The organism is Edaphosphingomonas laterariae (genome assembly GCF_900188165.1).
GTDB classification, from domain to species: domain Bacteria; phylum Pseudomonadota; class Alphaproteobacteria; order Sphingomonadales; family Sphingomonadaceae; genus Sphingomonas_E; species Sphingomonas_E laterariae.
Genome location: NZ_FZOS01000033.1, coordinates 1 through 20329 on the forward strand (window position 1 = coordinate 1; position 20329 = coordinate 20329).

Sequence of the window (20329 nt, forward strand, 5' to 3'; positions counted from 1 at the left end):
TGACGCTGTACAACAATACCGGCCCCGTCAGTCAGTGGGGCGCCTGGGGCCTGCGCGAATATGCCGGCCAGCCCATCGCCGAAACGCCAAAGCTGAAGGCGGCGAACGAGTATAAGGCCGTCAACTGAACGGCTTGAAAGATCACGAAGGCCTCGCATCCCGGATGGATGCGGGGCCTTCCGTCATTCAGGCCATCCATTGCTTGCCCGCCGGCCCGCGGAACGCTAAAGGCCGCGGCTGCTCTTTCAAATCCTGAACACGAGACCTGACCCATGAAGATCAGCGGCGTCGACATTCGTCCCGGCAATATCATCGAATATGAAGGCGGCATCTGGCGCGCGGTGAAGATCCAGCACACGCAGCCGGGCAAGGGCGGCGCCTATATGCAGGTCGAGATGAAGAACCTGATCGACGGCCGCAAGAACAACGTCCGCTTCCGTTCGGCCGAGACGGTTGAGCGCGTGCGTCTCGACACCAAGGATTTCCAGTTCCTGTTCGCCGACGGCGACACGCTGACCTTCATGGATAAGGACACCTATGACCAGATCACGCTGCCGCGCGATCTGCTGGGTGATGCCGCCGCCTTCCTGCAGGACGGCATGGACGTGGTGATGGAGCTTTACGACGAGAAGCCGATTTCGGTGCAGCTGCCCGACACGGTGGAAGCGACGATCGTCGAGGCGGATGCCGTGGTGAAGGGGCAGACCGCGTCGTCGTCCTACAAGCCGGCGGTGCTCGACAATGGCGTGCGCGTGATGGTGCCGCCGCATATTTCCAGCGGCACGCGTATTGTCGTCGACGTCTATAGCCAGGAATATGTTCGCCGCGCGGACTGACCGTCATTTTCCTCCCGCATGTGGGAGGATTTTGAGAAGTGGGCGCCCGCATATGCGATCGCCCACTTCTTTGTTTATTCCCCTTGTTCGTTCCGGCAAGCTGGGAAGTGGAGATTGAAATGGTTGCCCATTCCGGCCTGATCACCGTCATGGAGCGCGCCGCCCGCAAGGCCGGCCCGCGCCTGCGTCGAGACTTCAACGAGGTCCAGCAGCTTCAGGTGAGCCGCAAGGGCCCCGCCGACTTCGTGTCGATGGCCGACCAGCGCGCCGAGCAGACGCTGTTCGAGGAGTTGAAGAAGGCGCGGCCCGACTGGGGCTTCGTGATGGAGGAGCGTGGCATCGTCGAGGGCGATCCCGACAAGCCCCGCTGGATCATCGACCCGCTCGACGGCACGTCCAACTTCCTTCACGGCATTCCGCATTTCGCGATCTCGATCGCGGTGGAGGATCCGCGCGGGCCGGGCGGCAAGCCGGAAATCACGCATGGCATGGTCTATCAGCCGCTGACCGACGAAAGCTTCTGGGCGGAAAAGGGGCGGGGGGCCTGGCTGCAGGACCGGCGGTTGCGCGTGTCGGCGCGTCGTGATCTGCTCGACGCGCTGGTCGCGACCGGCATTCCCTTTGCCGGCCATGGCAATTTCAAGGAATGGAGCGCGATCTTCGCCGCGATCGCACCGGAAGTGGCGGGCATCCGGCGCTTCGGCGCGGCTTCGCTGGACCTCGCCTGGGTTGCGGCGGGGCGGTTCGATGCGTTTTGGGAAAGCGACCTCCAGCACTGGGATGTCGCGGCCGGCATGCTGATGGTGCGCGAGGCCGGCGGCTTCGTTACCGACTTCCGTGGCGGCGATCGTTCGATCGAGCGCAGCGAATTCCTGGCTGCCAATGATGGCCTCCACTCCAAGCTGCACAAGCTGCTTGCGGGTGCCTTGAAGGCGCTGCGCTGAAATGATGCGCAGGCTCGTCGGGCCTGCGTTTCTATTGCTGGGCGCCGCGTGCCTGGGGGCATGGGCGTCCGCGCCGCGTGCCGCCTGGCCGGAATCGCCGGCCGAGGCCGCCGATCGCGCGCATTTCCCGGAAAGCGGGATGATCGTGCGCGGCGAAATCGGCGAGGCGATCGAGCGGCGTGACGCCGCAGGCGTGGCCGAGGGCGCGCGCGCGCTGGCCGCGATGGGCGGGGGGCTCAGCATCGCCAGCCGCGCCCGCATCGCGCCATTTCTGAGCGAGGCCGAGAGGGCGAGGCTTGCCGCGCGCTTCGACGCCAATGACGATCCCGTCGTTCATAGTACGCTGGAAGCCGAGGTTCCGGCCGACCATCGCATCGTCGAAGGCATTGCCTGGGATGGCGCCACCGGACGATTGTTTGCCGGCACCGTCATCGATGGCGAATTGCTGGTCAGCGAAGGCGGGGGATGGCGCGGGGTGCCGCTGGACGGTCCGGTGGGCGGACTGTTCGGCATGGCGGTCGATGCGCCGCGCCGCCGGCTCTGGATCACTTCCGGCGTGGCCGAGCAGGTGGCGCGGCCCGAGCGCGCCTTTCGCGGCCTGATTGCGGTCGATCTCGACCGACTCGCTGTAGCCCGGCGCGTGCCGCTGCCCGCCGAGGAGACCGGTTCACCCGGCGATCTGGCCATTGGCGCGGATGGGACGGTCTATGTCAGCAATGGTGAAAGCGGCGCGATCCATATCTGCGCGCCGGGGTGCGCGGCGCTGGACGAACTGGTGGCGCCAGGCCGCTTCCGCAATCCGCAAGGGCTGGCTTTGTCCCGCGATGGCCGGCGGCTCTATATCGCCGATTATGGCTATGGCATCGCCATCTTCGACCTGCGCAGCCGGCATCTTTCCCGGCTGGCTGCGGCGGTGCCGATGATGCTCGACGGTATCGACGGGCTGATGCGCCATGGCGACGATCTTGTTGCAATTCAGAACGGAACCAACCCCCGCCGGATCGTTCGCCTGCGGCTGGCGCGCGGCGGGCGGGAGGTGCGGCGGCTGGATGTGCTGGCGCGATCGAGCCCGGATTGGGCCGAACCGACGCTGGGCGTGATCGCGGACCGGCGATTATTGTTCGTCGCCGACGGACAGTGGGAGCGATATGCGGCGCGCGGACGACCGATCAATAGCGAGCCGGCAAGGCCGACGCCGATCAGGGCGCTCGACCTCCCTAAGTGATGGCCCAAGCGACGGCCCAATAGACGGTCCGGATGAGGACCGTTCCGGCCCTTTCAAATTGCGAATCATTCTCACGGCTTCCGATGCTTGCGTCATGGATGCGGCATCCCTAGAAGCCGGGCCGAAAGGCCGAACATCGGCCCGATTTTGTGTTTTGGCGCGATTTTCGAGCCGCCGGGCGTACCGGCCCGGCTCGGAATCGTTCAAGCGGAGATGAATCATGGCGTCGGTTGCCGCCGGATATCTGCCGATCCTGCTCTTTCTGGGCGTCGCGATCGTGCTTTCGGCTGCCTTTGTGGTGCTGCCGATGATCGCAGCGAAGTTCACCGGGGCCGACAAGCCCTATCCGGACAAGCTGGCCGAATATGAGTGCGGATTCCCCGCGTTCGAAGATAGCCGCGCGCAGTTTGACGTGCGCTTCTATCTCGTCGCGATCCTGTTCATCATCTTCGACCTCGAGGCCGCTTTCCTGTATCCTTGGGCGGTTTCGCTCGGCGCGATCGGCTTTGCCGGCTGGCTGGCGATGATGATCTTCCTCGTCGAACTGACCCTTGGCTTTGTCTATGCGTGGAAGAAGGGAGCGCTGGAATGGGAGTAGAACTTTCCGCGCAGCCCGGCGCTGGCGCCGGCGGGGCGATCGTGAAGCAGCCCGATCAGGATTTCTTCCTCGATCTGCAGAGCCAGGTGAATGACAAGGGTTTCCTCGTCACCTCTACCGAGGAACTGTTCCAGTGGGCGCGCACCGGCTCGCTGTGGTGGATGACCTTCGGCCTTGCCTGCTGCGCGGTCGAGATGATCCACGTCAACATGCCGCGTTATGACATGGAGCGCTTCGGCGCCGCGCCGCGCGCATCGCCTCGCCAGTCGGACGTGATGATCGTCGCCGGAACGCTGTGCAACAAGATGGCTCCCGCGCTCCGCAAGGTCTATGACCAGATGTCGGAGCCGAAATACGTCATCTCGATGGGCAGCTGCGCCAATGGCGGTGGCTATTATCACTATAGCTATTCGGTGGTGCGCGGCTGCGACCGGATCATTCCGGTGGACATCTATGTCCCGGGTTGCCCGCCGACCGCCGAAGCGCTGCTTTATGGCGTGATGCAGTTGCAGCGTAAGATCCGTCGCGAAGGGACGTTCGAACGGTGAGCCTGGCTTTTCCCAAATATGCGTCCAACGACGGCGTGATCGATGCGGCGAAGGCCGCGCTGGGCGACCGGCTGATCCATGCGCGTGACGAGGTGGGCGAAATCGCGCTGCACGTCCGTGCCGAGGCGCTGGTCGACGCGATGATCATCCTGCGCGACAGCCTTGGCTATCAGCAGTTGATGGAAATCGCCGGTGTGGACTGGCCTGACCGCGATCCGCGGTTCGAGGTCGTCTATTGCCTGCTCAGCCTGACGAAGAACCATCGCCTGCGCGTCCATGTCGCGACCGACGATGTGACGCCGGTGCCGAGCGTCACGTCGATCTGGCCGGTCGCCGGCTGGCTCGAACGCGAAGTGTACGACATGTATGGCGTGCTCTTTTCGGGCAATGGCGATCTGCGTCGCATCCTGACCGATTACGGGTTCAAGGGGCATCCGCAGCGCAAGGATTTCCCGCTGACGGGCTTTGTCGAGCTGCGTTATTCGGAAGAGCATAAGCGCGTCGTCTATGAGCCGGTGAAGCTGGCGCAGGACTTCCGCAGCTTCGACTTCATGAGCCCGTGGGAAGGCGCGGAATATATTCTGCCCGGTGACGAAAAGGCGCAGCCGGAGGCTCCGGGCGCGCCGACGCCGCTGAAGGCCGACGAGGTCAAGAAGTGATGGCGACCGATTACGATACCCTGACCCCGGATACCGCCCAGACGGTCGGCGATCTGGAGATCCAGAACTATACGATCAACTTCGGCCCGCAGCACCCGGCGGCGCACGGCGTGCTGCGTCTGGTGCTGGAAATGGACGGCGAGATTATCGAGCGCGCCGATCCGCATGTCGGCCTGCTCCATCGCGGCACCGAAAAGCTGATCGAATACAAGACCTATCTGCAGGCGCTGCCCTATTTCGACCGGCTGGATTATTGCTCGCCGCTCGGCATGGAGCACAGCTATGTGCTGGCGGTCGAAAAGCTGCTCGGGCTGGAAGTGCCGGAGCGCGCGCAATATCTGCGCGTGCTGTTCGCGGAACTGACCCGCATCTGCAACCACATGCTGAACCTCGGTTCGCACGTGATGGACGTCGGCGCGATGACGCCGAACCTGTGGCTGTTCGAAATCCGCGAAGATTGCCTCGGCTTCTTCGAACGCGCGTCGGGCGCCCGCATGCACGCCGCCTGGTTCCGCCCCGGTGGCGTCCATCAGGACGTGCCGCTGAAGCTGTTGACCGACATTGGCGACTGGGTGGACACCCGCCTGCCGCGCCTGCTGGAAGACGCGATCAGCCTGGTGGCCGACAACCGCATCTTCAAGCAGCGCAACGTCGATATTTCGGTGGTGTCGAAGGAAGACGCGATCAAGTGGGGCTTCTCCGGCCCGATGATCCGCGGCTCGGGCATTCCGTGGGATATCCGCAAGAGCCAGCCTTACGACGCCTATGACAAGGTGGAGTTCGACGTGCCGGTCGGTACGCGCGGCGACTGCTATGATCGCTTCATGGTGCGCGTCGAGGAGGTCCGCCAGTCGGCGCGGATCATCAAGCAGTGCATCCAGCAGATGCCCGAAGGGCCGATCGCTTCGCTCGACCGCAAGGTCGTGCCGCCGAAGCGTGGTGAGATGAAGCGTTCGATGGAAGCGCTGATCCACCACTTCAAGCTCTATACCGAAGGCTTCCATGTGCCGGCGGGCGAGGTCTATGTCGCGACCGAAAGCCCCAAGGGCGAATTCGGCGTCTATCTGGTCTCCGACGGCACCAACAAGCCCTATCGCTGCAAGATCCGGCCGACCGCGTTCAGCCATCTGCAGGCGATGGATTTCATGGCAAAGGGCCACATGCTCGCCGACGTGACGGCGATCCTGGGCGCCATGGATATCGTGTTCGGGGAGTGCGACCGGTGAGCGAAGTCGCAACCCTGCTGTCCGCCGACGAGCGCATCACGATCGCGACCCGGATGATCGAGGTCTATAACGCGCAGGACGCCGACGCCTATGTGACGTTCATGACCGACGATGCCTGCGAAGCGGGTTATCGCGGCGCGGTGCTGCGCGAAGGCAAGGAAGGCGTGCGTTCGGGCCTGAAGGCGATGTTCGCGCAATTTCCGCAGAACCGCGCGGATATCATCGCGGGCTGGTGCCTCGGTGAAACCGTGGTGCTGCACGAGAAGGTCGAACGCGCGCCCGACGGCGACAAGTTCGAGGTCATGTCCATTTATTCGTTTGAGGGCGACAAGGTGTCGCGCGTGGAGTTCATCCGCTAATGGCTGACGCAGCCCATATCCCCGACGAAGCCGAAACCCGCGCCCGCTGGGGCGATTTCGCCTGGTCCGAAATCAACGAGGCCCGCGCGAAGGAAGTGATCGGCCGCTATCCGCCGGGCCGCCAGCATTCGGCGATCATGCCGCTGCTCGATCTCGCCCAGCGCCAGGTTGGCGCCGAGACCGAGACGCAGGGCTGGCTGCCGGTGCCGGTGATCGAATATGTCGCGAAGCAGATCGACATGCCCTACATCCGGGCGTTCGAGGTCGCGACCTTCTACACCATGTACAATCTGGCGCCGGTCGGCCGCTATCACGTCCAGGTGTGCGGCACGACGCCGTGCATGCTGCGCGGTTCGGACGACGTGTTGGAAGCCTGCAAGGCCAAGGGCATGAAGAAGGGCCACACCACGGCCGACGGCATGTTCACGCTGACCGAGGTGGAGTGCCTTGGCGCCTGCACCAACGCGCCCATGGTGCAGATCAACGACGACAATTTCGAAGACCTTACCTTCGATACGATGACGGCGGTGCTGGACGCGCTGGCCAAGGGCGAGAGCCCCAAGCCCGGCCCGCAGATCGACCGCCAGACCAGCTGCCCCGAAGGCGGCCCGTCGAGCCTGAAGGAAATGGTCTCCGACAATCACGATTATCGGGGTGAATGGGCATGAGCGACGTGATTGCGCCGCTGGCGGACAAGGACCGCATCTTCACCAACCTCTATGGCTTCCAGCCGTGGAATATCGACGCGGCGATGAAGCGCGGCGATTGGGACAACACCAAGAAGCTGCTCGAAATCGGCCAGGACGAGATCATCGAGCAGATTAAGGCGTCCGGCCTGCGCGGCCGTGGCGGCGCGGGCTTCCCGACCGGGATGAAGTGGAGCTTCATGCCCAAGGAAAGCAAGGACGGCCGTCCGAGCTTCCTGGTGATCAACGCCGACGAATCCGAGCCGGGTTCGTGCAAGGATCGCGAGATCGTCCGGCACGACCCGCACAAGCTGCTCGAAGGTGCGCTGATCGCGGGCTTCGCGATGCGCGCGCGCGCGGCCTATATCTACATTCGCGGTGAGTTCATCCGCGAGGCGGAGACGCTGTTCGCGGCCGTGGCCGAAGCCTATGCCAAGGGCTTTCTGGGCAAGAATGCCTGCGGTTCGGGCTATGATTTCGACGTCTTTGTCCATCGCGGCGCCGGGGCCTATATCTGCGGCGAGGAAACCGCGCAGATCGAGAGCATCGAGGGCAAGAAGGGCCAGCCGCGCCTGAAGCCGCCATTCCCGGCGGGCGTTGGCCTCTATGGCTGCCCGACGACGGTGAATAACGTGGAATCGATCGCGGTCACGCCGACGATCCTGCGGCGCGGCGCCTCCTGGTTCTCGTCCTTCGGGCGCGAGAACAACAAGGGCACCAAGCTGTTCCAGATCAGCGGCCATGTGAACAAGCCCTGCGTCGTCGAGGAGACGATGAGCATTTCGTTCCGCGAACTGATCGACCGGCACGCCGGCGGCATCCGCGGCGGCTGGGACAATCTGCTCGCCGTGATCCCCGGCGGCTCCTCGGTGCCGCTGGTGCCGGCCAAGGAGATCATGGACGCGCCGATGGACTTTGACGGTCTGCGCGGGCTGGGCTCGGGCCTCGGCACGGCGGCGGTGATCGTGATGGACAAGTCCACCGATATCGTCCGCGCGATCAGCCGGATCAGCTATTTCTACAAGCATGAGAGCTGCGGCCAGTGCACGCCGTGCCGCGAAGGCACCGGCTGGATGTGGCGGGTGATGGAGCGGCTGCGCGAAGGCAATGCCGACATTTCCGAAATCGATATGCTGCAGGAAGTGACCAAGCAGGTCGAAGGCCACACCATCTGCGCGCTTGGCGACGCGGCGGCGTGGCCGATCCAGGGCCTGATCCGCCATTTCCGCCCGGAAATCGAGCGGCGCATCATCGAGAAGCAGGGTAACGCGACCCTCGCGGTCGCGGCGGAGTAATAGAATGCCCAAGCTAACCGTTGACGGGATCGAGGTCGAAGTCCCCGCCGGAGCCACCGTGCTTCAGGCGTGCGAGGCTGCCGGCAAGGAAATCCCGCGTTTCTGTTATCATGAGCGGCTGTCGATCGCCGGCAATTGCCGCATGTGCCTGGTCGAGGTGAAGCCCGGGCCGCCGAAGCCGCAGGCTTCGTGCGCGCTGCCGGCCGCTGACAATCAGGAAGTTCGCACGGACAGCCTGCTGGTCAAGAAGGCGCGGGAAGGGGTGATGGAGTTCCTCCTCATCAACCACCCGCTCGATTGCCCGATCTGCGATCAGGGCGGCGAATGCGACCTGCAGGACCAGTCGGTCGCTTATGGCCGCGGCAATTCCCGCTATGACGAGAACAAGCGGGCCGTGACCGAAAAATATATGGGCCCCATCGTCAAGACGGTGATGACCCGCTGCATCCAGTGCACGCGCTGCGTGCGCTTTGCCGAGGAAGTGGCCGGCGTCGAGGAAATCGGCGCGATCTATCGCGGCGAAAACATGCAGATCACCTCCTATCTGGAGAAGGCGGTGTCGTCCGAGCTTTCGGGCAATGTCGTCGATCTCTGCCCGGTCGGCGCGCTGACCAGCAAGCCTTACGCCTTCGAGGCGCGGCCATGGGAACTGAAGAAGACCGCCGGCATCGACGTGATGGACGCGGTGGGCACCAACATCCGCATCGACGCGCGCGGGCGCCAGGTGCTGCGCGTGCTGCCGCGGATCAATGACGACGTGAACGAGGAATGGGCGTCGGACAAGACGCGCCACGCCGTTGACGGCCTGATCCGCCGCCGCCTCGACAAGCCGTTCCTGCGCAAGGACGGCAAGCTGGTGCCGGTGACCTGGGGCGAGGCGTTCCAGGCGATCGCCAACGTGAAGGCCGGTGCGAGCGTCGCGGCGATCGCTGGCGACATGCTCGATTGCGAGACCATGTATGCGGCGAAGAAGCTGCTCGGCGCGATGGGATCCGATCTGCTCGAAGGCCGCCAGACCGGCCTCGATTATGATTGCACCAACCTTGCGGCGGTGAACTTCAATTCGACCATCGCCGGCATCGAGACGGCGGACGCGATCCTGATCGTCGGTTCGAACGTCCGTTGGGAAGCGCCGCTGGTCAACACGCGCATCCGCAAGGCCGTGAAGGCCGGTGCGCAGGTGTTCGTGGTCGGCCCTGAAATCGATCTGACCTACAAGGCGACCTGGCTGGGTAACGATCTGTCGCTGCTCGGCAATCTGCCGCAGGAGGTGAAGGATGCCTTCACCGCCGCGCAGCGCCCGGCGCTGATCCTGGGGGGCGGTGGCCTGAAGGCCGGCGCGCATGGCGCGACGCTGGCTCTGGTCGGCCCGCTTGGCCTGATCAAGGAAAACTGGAACGGCTATAACGTCCTCCACATGGCGGCTTCGCGCATGGGTGGGCTGATGCTGGGCTATGCGCAGCCGGGCGGCATCGGGGCGGTTGCGGCGAAGCAGCCGAAGCTCGTCTTCCTGCTGGGTGCCGACGAAGTGGCGGAAGATCGTTTCGCCAAGTCGTTCAAGGTCTATGTCGGCCATCATGGCGATCGCGGTGCCGCGCAGGCGGACGTGATCCTGCCGGCGGCGGCCTATACCGAAAAGGCCGGCACCTATGTGAACCTGGAAGGCCGCGTGCAGCGGAGCGACCGCGCCGTGTTCGCGCCGGGCGACGCGCGCGAGGATTGGGCGATCCTGCGTGCCCTGTCCGACGTGCTGGGCCACACGCTGCCGTTCGATACGTTCGACGCGCTGCGCGCCGCCATGGTTGCGGACGTGCCGGCGCTGGGCGAACTGGGCCTGGCGACCTATGATTGGGCGCCGCCGGCGCTCGATGCGGCCGCTTCCGGCGAGATCGGCTATCCGATCGCCGACTTCTATCTCACCAACCCGATCGCGCGGGCGAGCGAAACGATGCAGCGTTGCTCGGCCGAACTGATCCACGGGGAAAGCTTCGCGGAGGCCGCGGAATGACTGCCTGGTTCCAGGGCGTTCTCGGCTACGGCCTCGGCTGGTTCGTCGCGACGCTGATCCTGATCCTGATGATCGCGCTGCCGCTGATGCTGGCAGTGGCGATGATCATCTATGCCGATCGCAAGATCTGGGCGGCGATGGCGCTGCGCCGTGGCCCCAACGTGGTCGGCCCGTTCGGTCTGCTCCAGTCCTTCGCGGACGGTTTGAAGGTGTTCCTGCAGGAAACCATCGTTCCGACCGCCGCCAATCGCGGGCTGTTCCTGCTCGCGCCGGTGATCACCTTCACGATCGCGCTGATTGGCTGGGCGGTGATCCCGTTCGGGCCGGATATGGTGCTGGCCGATATCAATGTCGGCCTGCTCTACATCCTCGCGGCGTCGTCGCTCGGCGTGTATGGCGTGATCCTCGCCGGTTGGGCGTCGAACTCCAAATATCCCTTCTATTCCGCCATTCGCGCCGCTGCGCAGATGGTGAGCTATGAAGTGTCGATCGGCTTCGTGCTGATCTCGGTCGTGCTGTGGGCGGGCACCTTCAACCTGTCCGACATCATCGAGGCGCAGCGCGCACACGTCTTCGGCTTCATCAACGGCTTCGGTTTCAACCCGCTGCTGTTCCCGATGGCGGTGGTGTTCCTGATCTCGGCCCTGGCCGAAACGGCGCGCGCGCCGTTCGACCTGACCGAGGCGGAAAGCGAAATCGTCGCGGGTTACCAGACCGAATATTCGTCGATGGCGTTCGCGCTCTTCTGGCTCGGCGAATATGGCAACGTGCTCCTGATGTGCGCGCTCAACGCCGTGCTGTTCTGGGGCGGCTGGCTGCCCCCGATCGATTGGGCGCCGCTTTATGCCATTCCGGGTATCTTCTGGATGTTCGCGAAGATCCTGTTCTTCTTCTTCGTGTTCAGCTGGGTGAAGGCGACGGTGCCGCGTTACCGTTATGACCAGCTGATGCGGCTGGGCTGGAAGATCTTCCTGCCGCTGTCGCTGCTGTGGGTGTTTATTGTCTCTGGGTGGCTGATGCTCACCCGCTATTCGGGCGTGCTGTCATGAGCCTTGCGCACTATGTCAAAACCTTCACCCTCTGGGAGTTCGTGAAGGCGCATTGGCTGACCTTGAAGTATTTCTTCAAGCCCAAGGCGACGATCAACTACCCGTTCGAAAAGAACCCGCTGTCGCCCCGCTTCCGTGGTGAACATGCGCTGCGCCGTTACCCCAATGGTGAGGAGCGCTGCATCGCGTGCAAGCTGTGCGAGGCGGTGTGTCCGGCGCAGGCGATCACGATCGAGGCCGAACCGCGGGAAGACGGCAGCCGCCGCACCACGCGCTACGACATCGACATGACGAAGTGCATCTATTGCGGCTTCTGCCAGGAAGCCTGCCCGGTGGATGCCATCGTCGAAGGCCCGAACTTCGAATATGCCACCGAAACCCGCGAGGAGCTGATCTACGATAAGGACAAGCTGCTATCGAACGGCGATCGCTGGGAAAGCGCCATTGCCGCGAACCTTGCCGCCGATGCTCCCTATCGTTAATCCGCGCCACGAACTTTCAAGGGGCCACGCAGAACCGTGATCCAGACGATCGCCTTTTATCTTTTCGCCTTCATGGTGGTTGCCGCCGGCATCCTCACCGTGACCGCGCGAAATCCCGTCCACTCGGTGCTGTGGCTCATCCTCGCCTTCTTCAATGCGGCGGGGCTGATGGTGCTTGTCGGCGCCGAGTTCATCGCGATGCTGCTCGTTATCGTTTACGTCGGCGCGGTCGCGGTGCTGTTCCTGTTCGTGGTGATGATGCTCGACATCGATTTCACCGAGCTGCGGTCCGGCGTCGCCCGCCACGCGCCCTTCGGCGTGCTGCTGGTGCTGGTGCTGCTGGCGGAGATCATCTTCGCCACCGCCGCGTGGAATGCCGGTGGCATCGATATGGCCCGTTCGGCCGCCCCGGTGCCGGCTGAAGTGCCGAATATCGAGGCGCTCGGCACCGTCATCTACACGCGCTACCTCTACATCTTCGAGGCCGCCGGCCTTGTGCTCCTTGTCGCGATGATCGGCGCTATCGTGCTGACCCACCGCGCGCGTGGCGGCACCCGTCCGCAGAATGTGAGCCAGCAGGTGAAGCGGCGTCCCGAGGACGCGGTGCGCAATATCAACCAGCCCGTCGGGCAGGGGGTGGAGCTGTGATCGGCATCCAGCATTATCTGATCGTTTCGGCGATCCTGTTCGTCACCGGGGTGCTCGGCATCTTCCTGAACCGGAAGAACGTGATCATCATTCTGATGGCGATCGAGCTGATCCTGCTCAGCGTGAACATCAATCTGGTGGCCTTTTCGGCCTTCCTCGGCGATCTCGTCGGGCAGGTTTTCGCGATGTTCGTGCTGACGGTGGCCGCTGGCGAAGCGGCGATCGGCCTTGCGATCCTCGTGATCTATTTCCGTGGCCGCGGCACGATCGCGGTCGATGATATCAACCGGATGAAGGGATGATCATTCGGTGATCAAGCTCATAGTATTCTTGCCGCTGCTGGCGGCTATCATCGCGGGCCTCGGCAACCGCATGATCGGCAATGTCGCTGCGAAAGTGGTGACGACCGGGGCGCTGTTCGTTTCGTGCGCGCTTTCCTGGATGATTTTCCTCGGGTTCCTCGGCGGGCATAACACGGCCTTTGTCGAGCCGGTGCTGACCTTCATCCGTTCCGGCGACATGGTGGTCGACTGGGCGCTGCGCGTGGACACGCTGACGGCAGTGATGCTCGTCGTCGTGACCTCGGTTTCGAGCCTCGTTCACCTGTATAGCTGGGGCTATATGGCGGAAGACGAGAGCCAGCCGCGCTTCTTCGCCTATCTGTCGCTGTTCACCTTCGCAATGCTGATGCTGGTTACGGCCGACAGCCTGGTGCAGATGTTCTTCGGCTGGGAAGGCGTGGGCCTTGCGTCCTATCTGCTGATCGGCTTCTGGTATCACAAGCCGACCGCCAACGCGGCGGCGATCAAGGCGTTCGTGGTCAACCGCGTCGGCGATTTCGGCTTCTCGCTCGGCATCTTCGCCACCTTCCTTGTGTTCGGCACGGTTTCGATCCCGGCGATCCTGGAAGCGGCGCCCGGCATGGCTGGCTCGACGATCGGCTTCCTCGGCTACCGCCTCGACACGATGACGCTGATCTGTCTGCTGCTGTTCATCGGCGCGATGGGCAAGTCGGCGCAGCTTGGCCTGCACACCTGGCTTCCCGACGCCATGGAAGGCCCGACACCGGTGTCGGCGCTGATCCACGCGGCGACGATGGTCACCGCCGGCGTGTTCATGGTTTGCCGCCTGTCGCCGATGTTCGAAACGAGCGACATCGCGCTCAGCGTCGTCACCTATGTCGGCGCCGCGACCGCATTGTTCGCCGCGACTGTCGGCACGACGCAGACCGACATCAAGCGCGTGATCGCTTATTCGACCTGTTCGCAGCTGGGCTACATGTTCTTCGCGGCGGGCGTCGGCGCCTATGGCGCGGCGATGTTCCACCTGTTCACGCACGCCTTCTTCAAGGCGCTGCTGTTCCTGGGTGCCGGTTCGGTGATCCACGCGATGCACCACGAACAGGACATGCGCTATTATGGCGGCCTGCGTAAGCACATCCCGCTCACCTATTGGGCGATGATGGCCGGTACGCTGGCGATCACCGGCGTGGGCGTGCTCGGCGTGTTCGGTTTCGCGGGCTTCTATTCGAAGGATGCGATCATTGAGGCCGCCTTCGCCAGCGGGACGACCGCGGGTGGCGTGGCCTTCGCCGTGGCCGTGTTCGCCGCGCTGCTGACCAGCTTCTATTCGTGGCGCCTGGTGTTCCTCACCTTCTTCGGCAAGCCCCGCTGGGCTGGCTCGGAACATATCCAGCATGCCGTGCACCATCATGACGAACATGATCATCCCGAAGATGAACATGCCGGCCATGAACAGCACGGCCATGATGTGGGCTTTAACGAGGTGAAGCAGGGCACCGCCGGCTATCATCCGCACGAAAGCCCGTGGCCCATGCTGGTGCCGCTGGTGGTGCTGACGATCGGCGCGATCTTCGCGGGCTATGTGTTCCACACCCCGTTCCTCGATGCCGAACATGGCGTGGAATTCTGGAAGGGCAGCCTGGCGTTCGACAGCCACCTGATGCACGCGATGCACGAGGTGCCGTTGTGGGTGAAGCTTTCGGCGACGGCGGTGATGATCACCGGCTTCCTGATCGCGCTGTGGGCCTATGTGCTCGACACCACGATCCCCGCGCGTTTCACGAGCCAGTTCTACGTCCTGTACAATTTCCTGCTGCGGAAATGGTATTTCGACGAGCTGTTCAACGCCCTCTTCGTCCGTCCGGCCTTCGCGATCGGCCGCTTCCTCTGGAAGCGTGGTGACCAGGGGACGATCGACCGCTTTGGCCCCGATGGCGTCGCGCACGTCATCGTCGGCGGCGGCGCGCTCACCCGCCGGCTCCAGTCCGGCTATGTTTATACCTATGCGCTGGTGATGCTGCTGGGCCTTGCGGCCGCGGCGACCTGGGCGATGGCGGGCTGATAAAGATATGACCGGCTTTCCCATCCTTACCGTGATGATCGCGCTGCCCGTTGTGGCCGCGATCGCCTGCCTGTTCATGAGCGCGCAAGGGGCGCGCTGGACGGCGCTTCTGACCACCTTCGCGCTGCTGGCGGCGGGTATCCTGCTGTGGCTGGGTTTCGATCCGGCCGGCGCCCAGTGGCAATATGTCGAACGGGTCGATCTGTTCGGCCGCTTCTCGTGGGCGCTCGGCATCGACGGCATCGCCCTGATGCTGATCGTGCTGTCCGTCTTCCTGATGCCGATCTGCATCGGCGCCTCGTGGGAGGCGATCGAGAAGCGGGTGCCGGAATATATGGCGGCGTTCCTGCTGATGGAATCGCTGATGATCGGCGTCTTCGCGGCGCAGGATCTGTTCCTGTTCTACATCTTCTTCGAAGCCGGCCTGATCCCGATGTACCTGATCATCGGCATCTGGGGTGGTGCGGACCGCATCTACGCGAGCTACAAGTTCTTCCTCTACACCCTGCTCGGATCGGTGCTGATGCTGGTCGCGATGCTGTGGATGGCGCGCGAAGCGGGCACCACCGATATCCCGACGCTGATGGCGCACGACTTCCCGGTTCAGGCGCAGACCTGGCTGTTCCTCGCCTTCTTCGCCTCGTTCGCGGTGAAGATGCCGATGTGGCCGGTCCACACCTGGCTGCCCGACGCCCACGTGCAGGCGCCGACGGCGGGTTCGGTGATCCTGGCGGGCGTGCTGCTGAAGATGGGTGGCTATGGCTTCATCCGCTTCTCGCTGCCGATGTTCCCGCAGGCGTCCGCCGAGCTGTTCTGGCTGGTGATGGGCCTCAGCATGGTCGCGGTGGTCTACACCTCGCTCGTCGCGCTGGTGCAGTCGGACATGAAGAAGCTGATCGCTTATTCGTCGGTCGCCCACATGGCGTTCGTGACGATCGGCCTGTTCGCCTTCAACCGGCAGGGCCTGGAAGGCGCGATGCTGGTGATGCTGAGCCACGGTCTGGTTTCGGGCGCGCTCTTCCTGTGCGTTGGCGTGATCTATGATCGCCTGCACACTCGCGAGATCGCACGTTACGGCGGCCTTTCGGACAATATGCCGAAATATGCGCTGTTCTTCATGCTGTTCACCATGGCCTCTGTCGGCCTGCCGGGCACGTCGGGCTTCGTCGGCGAGTTCCTGAGCCTCGTCGGCGGCTACAAGGCGAATAGCCTGGTGGCGTTCGTGGCGACCACGGGCATCATCCTTGGCGCCGCCTATATGCTCTATCTTTACGCACGGGTCTGCTACGGCAAGCTCGACAAGCCCGACGTCGCTGCGATGCCGGATCTGTCGAAGCGCGAACTGGCGCTGCTCGCGCCGATCGCCATCGCCGTGCTGTGGATGGGCGTCTATCCGGAAAGCTTCCTGAAGCCGATCCGTCGCGACATCGGCGTGGTCGTTGCCCGCCTCGAACAGACGGGCTTCCAGGGCGATGCCCATGTCACGGCCGGCAAGCCTTCCGCCATACCCGCTGCCGCAGCGCATGAAGGGGCGCACCACTAATGTCTCTTGTCCAGTCCCTCGCGCTCACTCTGCCTGAGCTTATCCTGACCGTCGGCGCGGTCACGCTGTTGATGGTCGTCGCGTTCGTCGGCGACCAGGCGACCAAGGCGGTCAGCTGGGCGGCGGTCGCGCTGCTCGCGGTCGCTAGCCTCGCGCTGCTCGGCCCGGCGGGCCATGGCGGCGCCGCGTTCGACGGCCTTTACCGGGCCGACAGCTTCGCCGCGTTCGCCAAGCTGTTGATCTATATCGCCGCCGGCACGACGCTGATCGTCGCGCCCGATTTCTTCGCCCGCAACGGCAATGTCCGGGGCGAATATCCGGTCCTGATCCTGCTTTCGGCCGTTGGCATGGGCATGATGGTTTCGGCGGGCGACCTGCTGACGCTTTATGTCGGCCTCGAACTGCAGAGCCTTGCCGCTTATGTGCTGGCGAGCTTCATGCGTCGCGACACGCGCTCGGCCGAAGCGGGCCTGAAATATTTCGTCCTCGGCGCGCTCGCCTCGGGCATCCTGCTTTACGGCATTTCGCTGCTCTACGGCTTCACCGGCACGACCGCCTTCGAAGGTGTCGCCGCTGGTTTCGCCGATGGCCTCAGCATGGGCGAGATGTTCGGCCTGGTGTTCGTGATGGCCGGCCTTGCCTTCAAGATCTCGGCGGTGCCGTTCCACATGTGGACGCCCGACGTGTATGAAGGCGCGCCGACGCCGGTGACGGCCTTCTTCGCTTCGGCCCCGAAGGTCGCCGCGATGGCGCTGATGACCCGCGTGGCCGTGGAAGGCATGGGTGGCGCGACCGACGCGTGGCGTCAGATCGTGATCTTCGCCGCGCTCGCGTCGACCATCCTGGGTGGCGTGGCCGCGATCGGCCAGACCAACATCAAGCGCCTGCTGGCTTATTCGTCGATCAACAATGTCGGCTTCGTGCTGTTTGGCCTTGCCGCCGGCACGCAGGAAGGCGTTGCGGCTGTGATGACCTATCTCGCCGTCTATGTGGCGATGACGGTCGGCAGCTTCATCTGCGTCCTGCAGATGCGCGATACGGACGGCCAGCCCGTTGAAACGATCGCCAGCCTTTCGGGCCTGTCGCGCACGCGGCCCGGCCTGGCGGCGGCGCTGGCGATCTTCATGTTCAGCCTGGCCGGCATTCCGCCGCTGCTCGGCTTCTGGGCGAAGTTCCTGGTGTTCGATGCGCTCGTCGCGGTGGGCCTGTGGCCGCTGGCGATGATCGGTATCGCGACCTCGGTGATCGGTGCCTTCTATTATCTGAAGATCGTGAAGACGATGTACTTCGACGATCCGGCGCCGGCCTATGCGCCGATGGAAAGCAAGGTTGAAGGCGGCCTGATCGCGATCTCCGCGCTGTTCGTCTCGCCGCTCGGCTACCTCGCCATTCCGGCGCTGGGCGCAGCGAGTATGGCGGCCGCGCGGGCGCTGTTCTGATCGCCCGCATTCGCACCATCGCGGCGACGGGGTCGACCAACGACGACGTCGCCGCACTGGCCCGCGCGGGGGAAGCCGAAGGCTTCTGGCTGCGGGCCGAAACCCAGACGGGCGGCCGTGGCCGGCATGGCCGCAACTGGCAGTCGCCCGTTGGCAACCTGTTCACCAGCACGATCATCCGTCGACAGACGGGCGAACCGCCGGCCGCGTCGCTCGCGATGGTTGCGGCGCTGGCGCTTCATCAGGTTGCCGTTGCCTATGGCGGTGGCGGACGCGTCCGCCTGAAATGGCCGAACGACGTTCTGCTCGACGGCGCGAAGCTGTCTGGCATCCTGCTCGAAGCGGTGGATGATGCGGTCGTCATCGGCTTCGGCGTCAATCTCGCCCATCGCCCCGAAAATCTCGATCGTGAAACCGCGAGTTTCGCCCATGCCGGGCTCGGCGCGCCCGATCCGGCGGCGTTCCTTTCCGATCTTGCGGACGCGCTGGCTTATTGGCTTGGCCGCTGGCGCGGCGAAGGGCTGGGCGTGATCCTGCGCGAATGGCGCGCGCGCGCGCATGCGGTGGGAACGCCGCTGCGCACCACGGGTGCGGACGGCCACCAGATCGAGGGCCTGTTCGAGGGACTTGACGACGATGGCGCGCTGAAATTGCGCCTCGCCGACGGCACTATCCATATCCTCCACGCGGGCGACGTTTTCCTGATATAGACGGCGCGGCATTTTTGCCGACTCCGAACCCATCGCCGCGACCAGATCGATTGGACCCCAGCTACGTGACGACACCCGGTAACGAATTGCTTTTCCTCGCACTTGGCGGATCGGGGGAGATTGGCATGAACGTCAATCTCTACGGCACGCAGGGCAAATGGGTGATGGTGGATCTGGGGCTCACCTTCGCCGACCCGGCATTTCCGGGTGTCGATCTGATCCTTCCCGATCTGGAATTCATCGAAAGCCGGGCCAAGGATCTGCTGGGCATCGTGCTGACCCACGGCCATGAGGACCATATCGGCGCGATCCCGTATCTGGCCGCCGATCTGGGCGTGCCGCTTTATGCGACGCCGTTCACCGCCGGGCTGATCCGGGGCAAGCTGGACGAGGAGGGGCTGGGCGACAAGGTCAAGCTCCACATCATCGATCAGGAAGGCAGCTTCCGCCTCGGGCCGTTCGGCTTCACTTATGTGCCGCTGGCCCATTCGATCCCCGAGGGCAATGCGCTGCTGATCGACACGCCTTATGGACGCATCTTCCATACCGGCGACTGGAAGCTGGATGATGAGCCGCTGCTCGGCACGCCGTCCACGGCCGCCGAACTGGAAGCGATCGGCGACGAAGGGGTGCTCGCGCTCGTCTGCGATTCGACGAACGTCTTCAATGAAGATGCGTCGGGTTCGGAAGCGGCGGTGCGCGAAGGGCTGGACGGCGTGATCGCGGCGGCCAAGGGGCGCGTGCTCGTCACCACCTTCGCCTCCAATGCGGCGCGCGTGCAGACGCTTGGGCAGGTGGCTGTGGATACCGGCCGCCAGCTTTGCGTCGCCGGGCGTTCGCTCGATCGGATCATCAAGGTGGCCAAGGCCTGCGGCTATCTGAAGGATTTTCCGCCGACCGTGGATTTCGACGCGGCGATGCGGCTGCCGCCGTCGCAGGTGATGATCATCGCCACGGGCGGGCAGGGCGAGGCCCGCGCCGCGTTGGCGCGGATCGCGTTCGACAATCATCCGATCAAGCTATCGGCGGGCGATACGGTCGTCTTCTCGTCGAAGCAGATCCCCGGCAACGAGATCGCCATCGGGCGCATCCAGAACAAGCTTGCCGAGAACGAGATCCTGATGGTCACCGACCGGCAGGCGCATGTTCATGTGTCCGGCCATCCGGGGCGGCCCGAGCTGGAACTGATGTACAAGTGGATCCGGCCTGAGATCATCCTGCCGGTGCATGGCGAGATGCGGCACATGGCGGAACAGGCCCGCTTCGCGCTTTCGTGCGGGGTTTCGCGCGGGATCGTGCAGCAGAATGGTCAGGTGCTGCGGCTTGCGCCCAACGGCCCGGAAGTGATCGGCCATGAACGCACGGGCCGCCTTGTCCTCGACGGCGATGTCATCCTGCCGGCCGATGGCGCGACGATGAACGAGCGTCGCCGCATCAGCCAGCATGGCTTCGTCGCCGTGACAGTCGTTCTGGACGGCAAGGGCCAGTTGCGCGGCGACCCCGCGATCGCGCTGCAAGGCGTGCCGGTGGAAGAAGATCGGGGCGACTTCCTTGTCGAAGCGCGCGAAGCGGCGGCGGAAGCGGTCGCAGGCGGCATCCGCGACGAAGCGAAGCTGCGTGAGGCGGTGCGACTTGCCGTGCGCCGGCGTGCGACGCAATGGACCGGCAAGAAGCCGATCGTCGACGTTTCGATCATCCGTATCTGAAGGG

General features: G+C 64.2%; 20 protein-coding genes. All 20 read left to right on the plus strand.

The genetic code is table 11. The features are described from left to right. Window positions 1–272 precede the first annotated feature (272 nt). The 20 genes from efp to CHB74_RS18345 all read left to right on the plus strand — a co-directional run bounded on the left by efp (window position 273) and on the right by CHB74_RS18345 (window position 20325). Entirely contained in the window at window positions 273–836 is a 564-nt protein-coding gene (efp, locus tag CHB74_RS18250; protein ID WP_089220946.1) for an elongation factor P, read from the plus strand. Between the two features lie 119 nt (window positions 837–955). Further along, a complete protein-coding gene (locus tag CHB74_RS18255; RefSeq protein ID WP_089220947.1) occupies window positions 956–1780 on the plus strand; it encodes an inositol monophosphatase family protein in 825 nt (274 codons plus the stop codon). A gap of 1 nt (window position 1781) precedes the next feature. Continuing rightward, window positions 1782–3005: an SMP-30/gluconolactonase/LRE family protein gene (locus CHB74_RS18260; protein WP_089220948.1), complete on the plus strand. Its 1224-nt coding sequence runs from the start codon at window positions 1782–1784 to the stop codon at window positions 3003–3005. Between the two features lie 220 nt (window positions 3006–3225). Beyond that, window positions 3226–3603, plus strand: coding sequence for an NADH-quinone oxidoreductase subunit A (gene ndhC / locus CHB74_RS18265; RefSeq protein WP_089220949.1), 378 nt, complete (start codon window positions 3226–3228; stop codon window positions 3601–3603). Beyond that, the gene (locus CHB74_RS18270; protein WP_089220950.1) at window positions 3594–4151 is read left to right on the plus strand and encodes a NuoB/complex I 20 kDa subunit family protein; all 558 of its coding nucleotides are present in this window, start codon (window positions 3594–3596) and stop codon (window positions 4149–4151) included. The genes ndhC and CHB74_RS18270 overlap by 10 nt, the downstream gene beginning before the upstream one ends. Continuing rightward, window positions 4148–4810, plus strand: a complete 663-nt coding sequence (locus CHB74_RS18275) for an NADH-quinone oxidoreductase subunit C (protein ID WP_089220951.1) — start codon at window positions 4148–4150, stop codon at window positions 4808–4810. Before CHB74_RS18270 ends, CHB74_RS18275 begins: the two co-directional genes overlap by 4 nt. Then, window positions 4810–6036 (plus strand): NADH-quinone oxidoreductase subunit D, encoded by a 1227-nt coding sequence (locus CHB74_RS18280; RefSeq protein ID WP_089220952.1) that lies wholly within the window; start codon window positions 4810–4812, stop codon window positions 6034–6036. Before CHB74_RS18275 ends, CHB74_RS18280 begins: the two co-directional genes overlap by 1 nt. Before the next feature lie 53 nt (window positions 6037–6089). After that, on the plus strand, window positions 6090–6395 hold the full coding sequence (locus CHB74_RS18285; protein WP_089220972.1) for a nuclear transport factor 2 family protein: 306 nt from the start codon (window positions 6090–6092) through the stop codon (window positions 6393–6395). Beyond that, the gene (gene nuoE / locus CHB74_RS18290; protein WP_089220953.1) at window positions 6395–7063 is read left to right on the plus strand and encodes an NADH-quinone oxidoreductase subunit NuoE; all 669 of its coding nucleotides are present in this window, start codon (window positions 6395–6397) and stop codon (window positions 7061–7063) included. The genes CHB74_RS18285 and nuoE overlap by 1 nt, the downstream gene beginning before the upstream one ends. Beyond that, window positions 7060–8376: an NADH-quinone oxidoreductase subunit NuoF gene (gene nuoF / locus CHB74_RS18295; RefSeq protein WP_089220973.1), complete on the plus strand. Its 1317-nt coding sequence runs from the start codon at window positions 7060–7062 to the stop codon at window positions 8374–8376. The genes nuoE and nuoF overlap by 4 nt, the downstream gene beginning before the upstream one ends. Before the next feature lie 4 nt (window positions 8377–8380). After that, window positions 8381–10384 (plus strand): NADH-quinone oxidoreductase subunit NuoG, encoded by a 2004-nt coding sequence (gene nuoG, locus CHB74_RS18300; RefSeq protein ID WP_089220954.1) that lies wholly within the window; start codon window positions 8381–8383, stop codon window positions 10382–10384. Further along, window positions 10381–11433 carry an NADH-quinone oxidoreductase subunit NuoH gene (nuoH, locus tag CHB74_RS18305; RefSeq protein ID WP_089220955.1) on the plus strand — a complete coding sequence of 351 codons (1053 nt, stop codon included), beginning with the start codon at window positions 10381–10383 and terminating at the stop codon, window positions 11431–11433. The genes nuoG and nuoH overlap by 4 nt, the downstream gene beginning before the upstream one ends. Continuing rightward, window positions 11430–11915: an NADH-quinone oxidoreductase subunit NuoI gene (gene nuoI, locus CHB74_RS18310; RefSeq protein ID WP_089220956.1), complete on the plus strand. Its 486-nt coding sequence runs from the start codon at window positions 11430–11432 to the stop codon at window positions 11913–11915. Before nuoH ends, nuoI begins: the two co-directional genes overlap by 4 nt. A 36-nt stretch (window positions 11916–11951) precedes the next feature. Beyond that, the gene (locus tag CHB74_RS18315) at window positions 11952–12563 is read left to right on the plus strand and encodes an NADH-quinone oxidoreductase subunit J (RefSeq protein ID WP_089220957.1); all 612 of its coding nucleotides are present in this window, start codon (window positions 11952–11954) and stop codon (window positions 12561–12563) included. Beyond that, window positions 12560–12865 carry an NADH-quinone oxidoreductase subunit NuoK gene (gene nuoK / locus CHB74_RS18320; RefSeq protein ID WP_089220958.1) on the plus strand — a complete coding sequence of 102 codons (306 nt, stop codon included), beginning with the start codon at window positions 12560–12562 and terminating at the stop codon, window positions 12863–12865. The genes CHB74_RS18315 and nuoK overlap by 4 nt, the downstream gene beginning before the upstream one ends. A gap of 7 nt (window positions 12866–12872) precedes the next feature. Continuing rightward, window positions 12873–14927, plus strand: coding sequence for an NADH-quinone oxidoreductase subunit L (gene nuoL, locus CHB74_RS18325; RefSeq protein ID WP_089220959.1), 2055 nt, complete (start codon window positions 12873–12875; stop codon window positions 14925–14927). A gap of 7 nt (window positions 14928–14934) precedes the next feature. After that, window positions 14935–16470: an NADH-quinone oxidoreductase subunit M gene (locus CHB74_RS18330; protein ID WP_089220960.1), complete on the plus strand. Its 1536-nt coding sequence runs from the start codon at window positions 14935–14937 to the stop codon at window positions 16468–16470. Then, window positions 16470–17909 (plus strand): NADH-quinone oxidoreductase subunit NuoN, encoded by a 1440-nt coding sequence (gene nuoN, locus CHB74_RS18335; RefSeq protein WP_089220961.1) that lies wholly within the window; start codon window positions 16470–16472, stop codon window positions 17907–17909. The genes CHB74_RS18330 and nuoN overlap by 1 nt, the downstream gene beginning before the upstream one ends. Window positions 17910–17926: 17 nt before the next feature. Continuing rightward, window positions 17927–18619: a biotin--[acetyl-CoA-carboxylase] ligase gene (locus CHB74_RS18340; RefSeq protein ID WP_342746618.1), complete on the plus strand. Its 693-nt coding sequence runs from the start codon at window positions 17927–17929 to the stop codon at window positions 18617–18619. Window positions 18620–18744: 125 nt separating this feature from the next. Continuing rightward, a complete protein-coding gene (locus CHB74_RS18345) occupies window positions 18745–20325 on the plus strand; it encodes a ribonuclease J (protein ID WP_089220963.1) in 1581 nt (526 codons plus the stop codon). Window positions 20326–20329 lie beyond the last annotated feature (4 nt).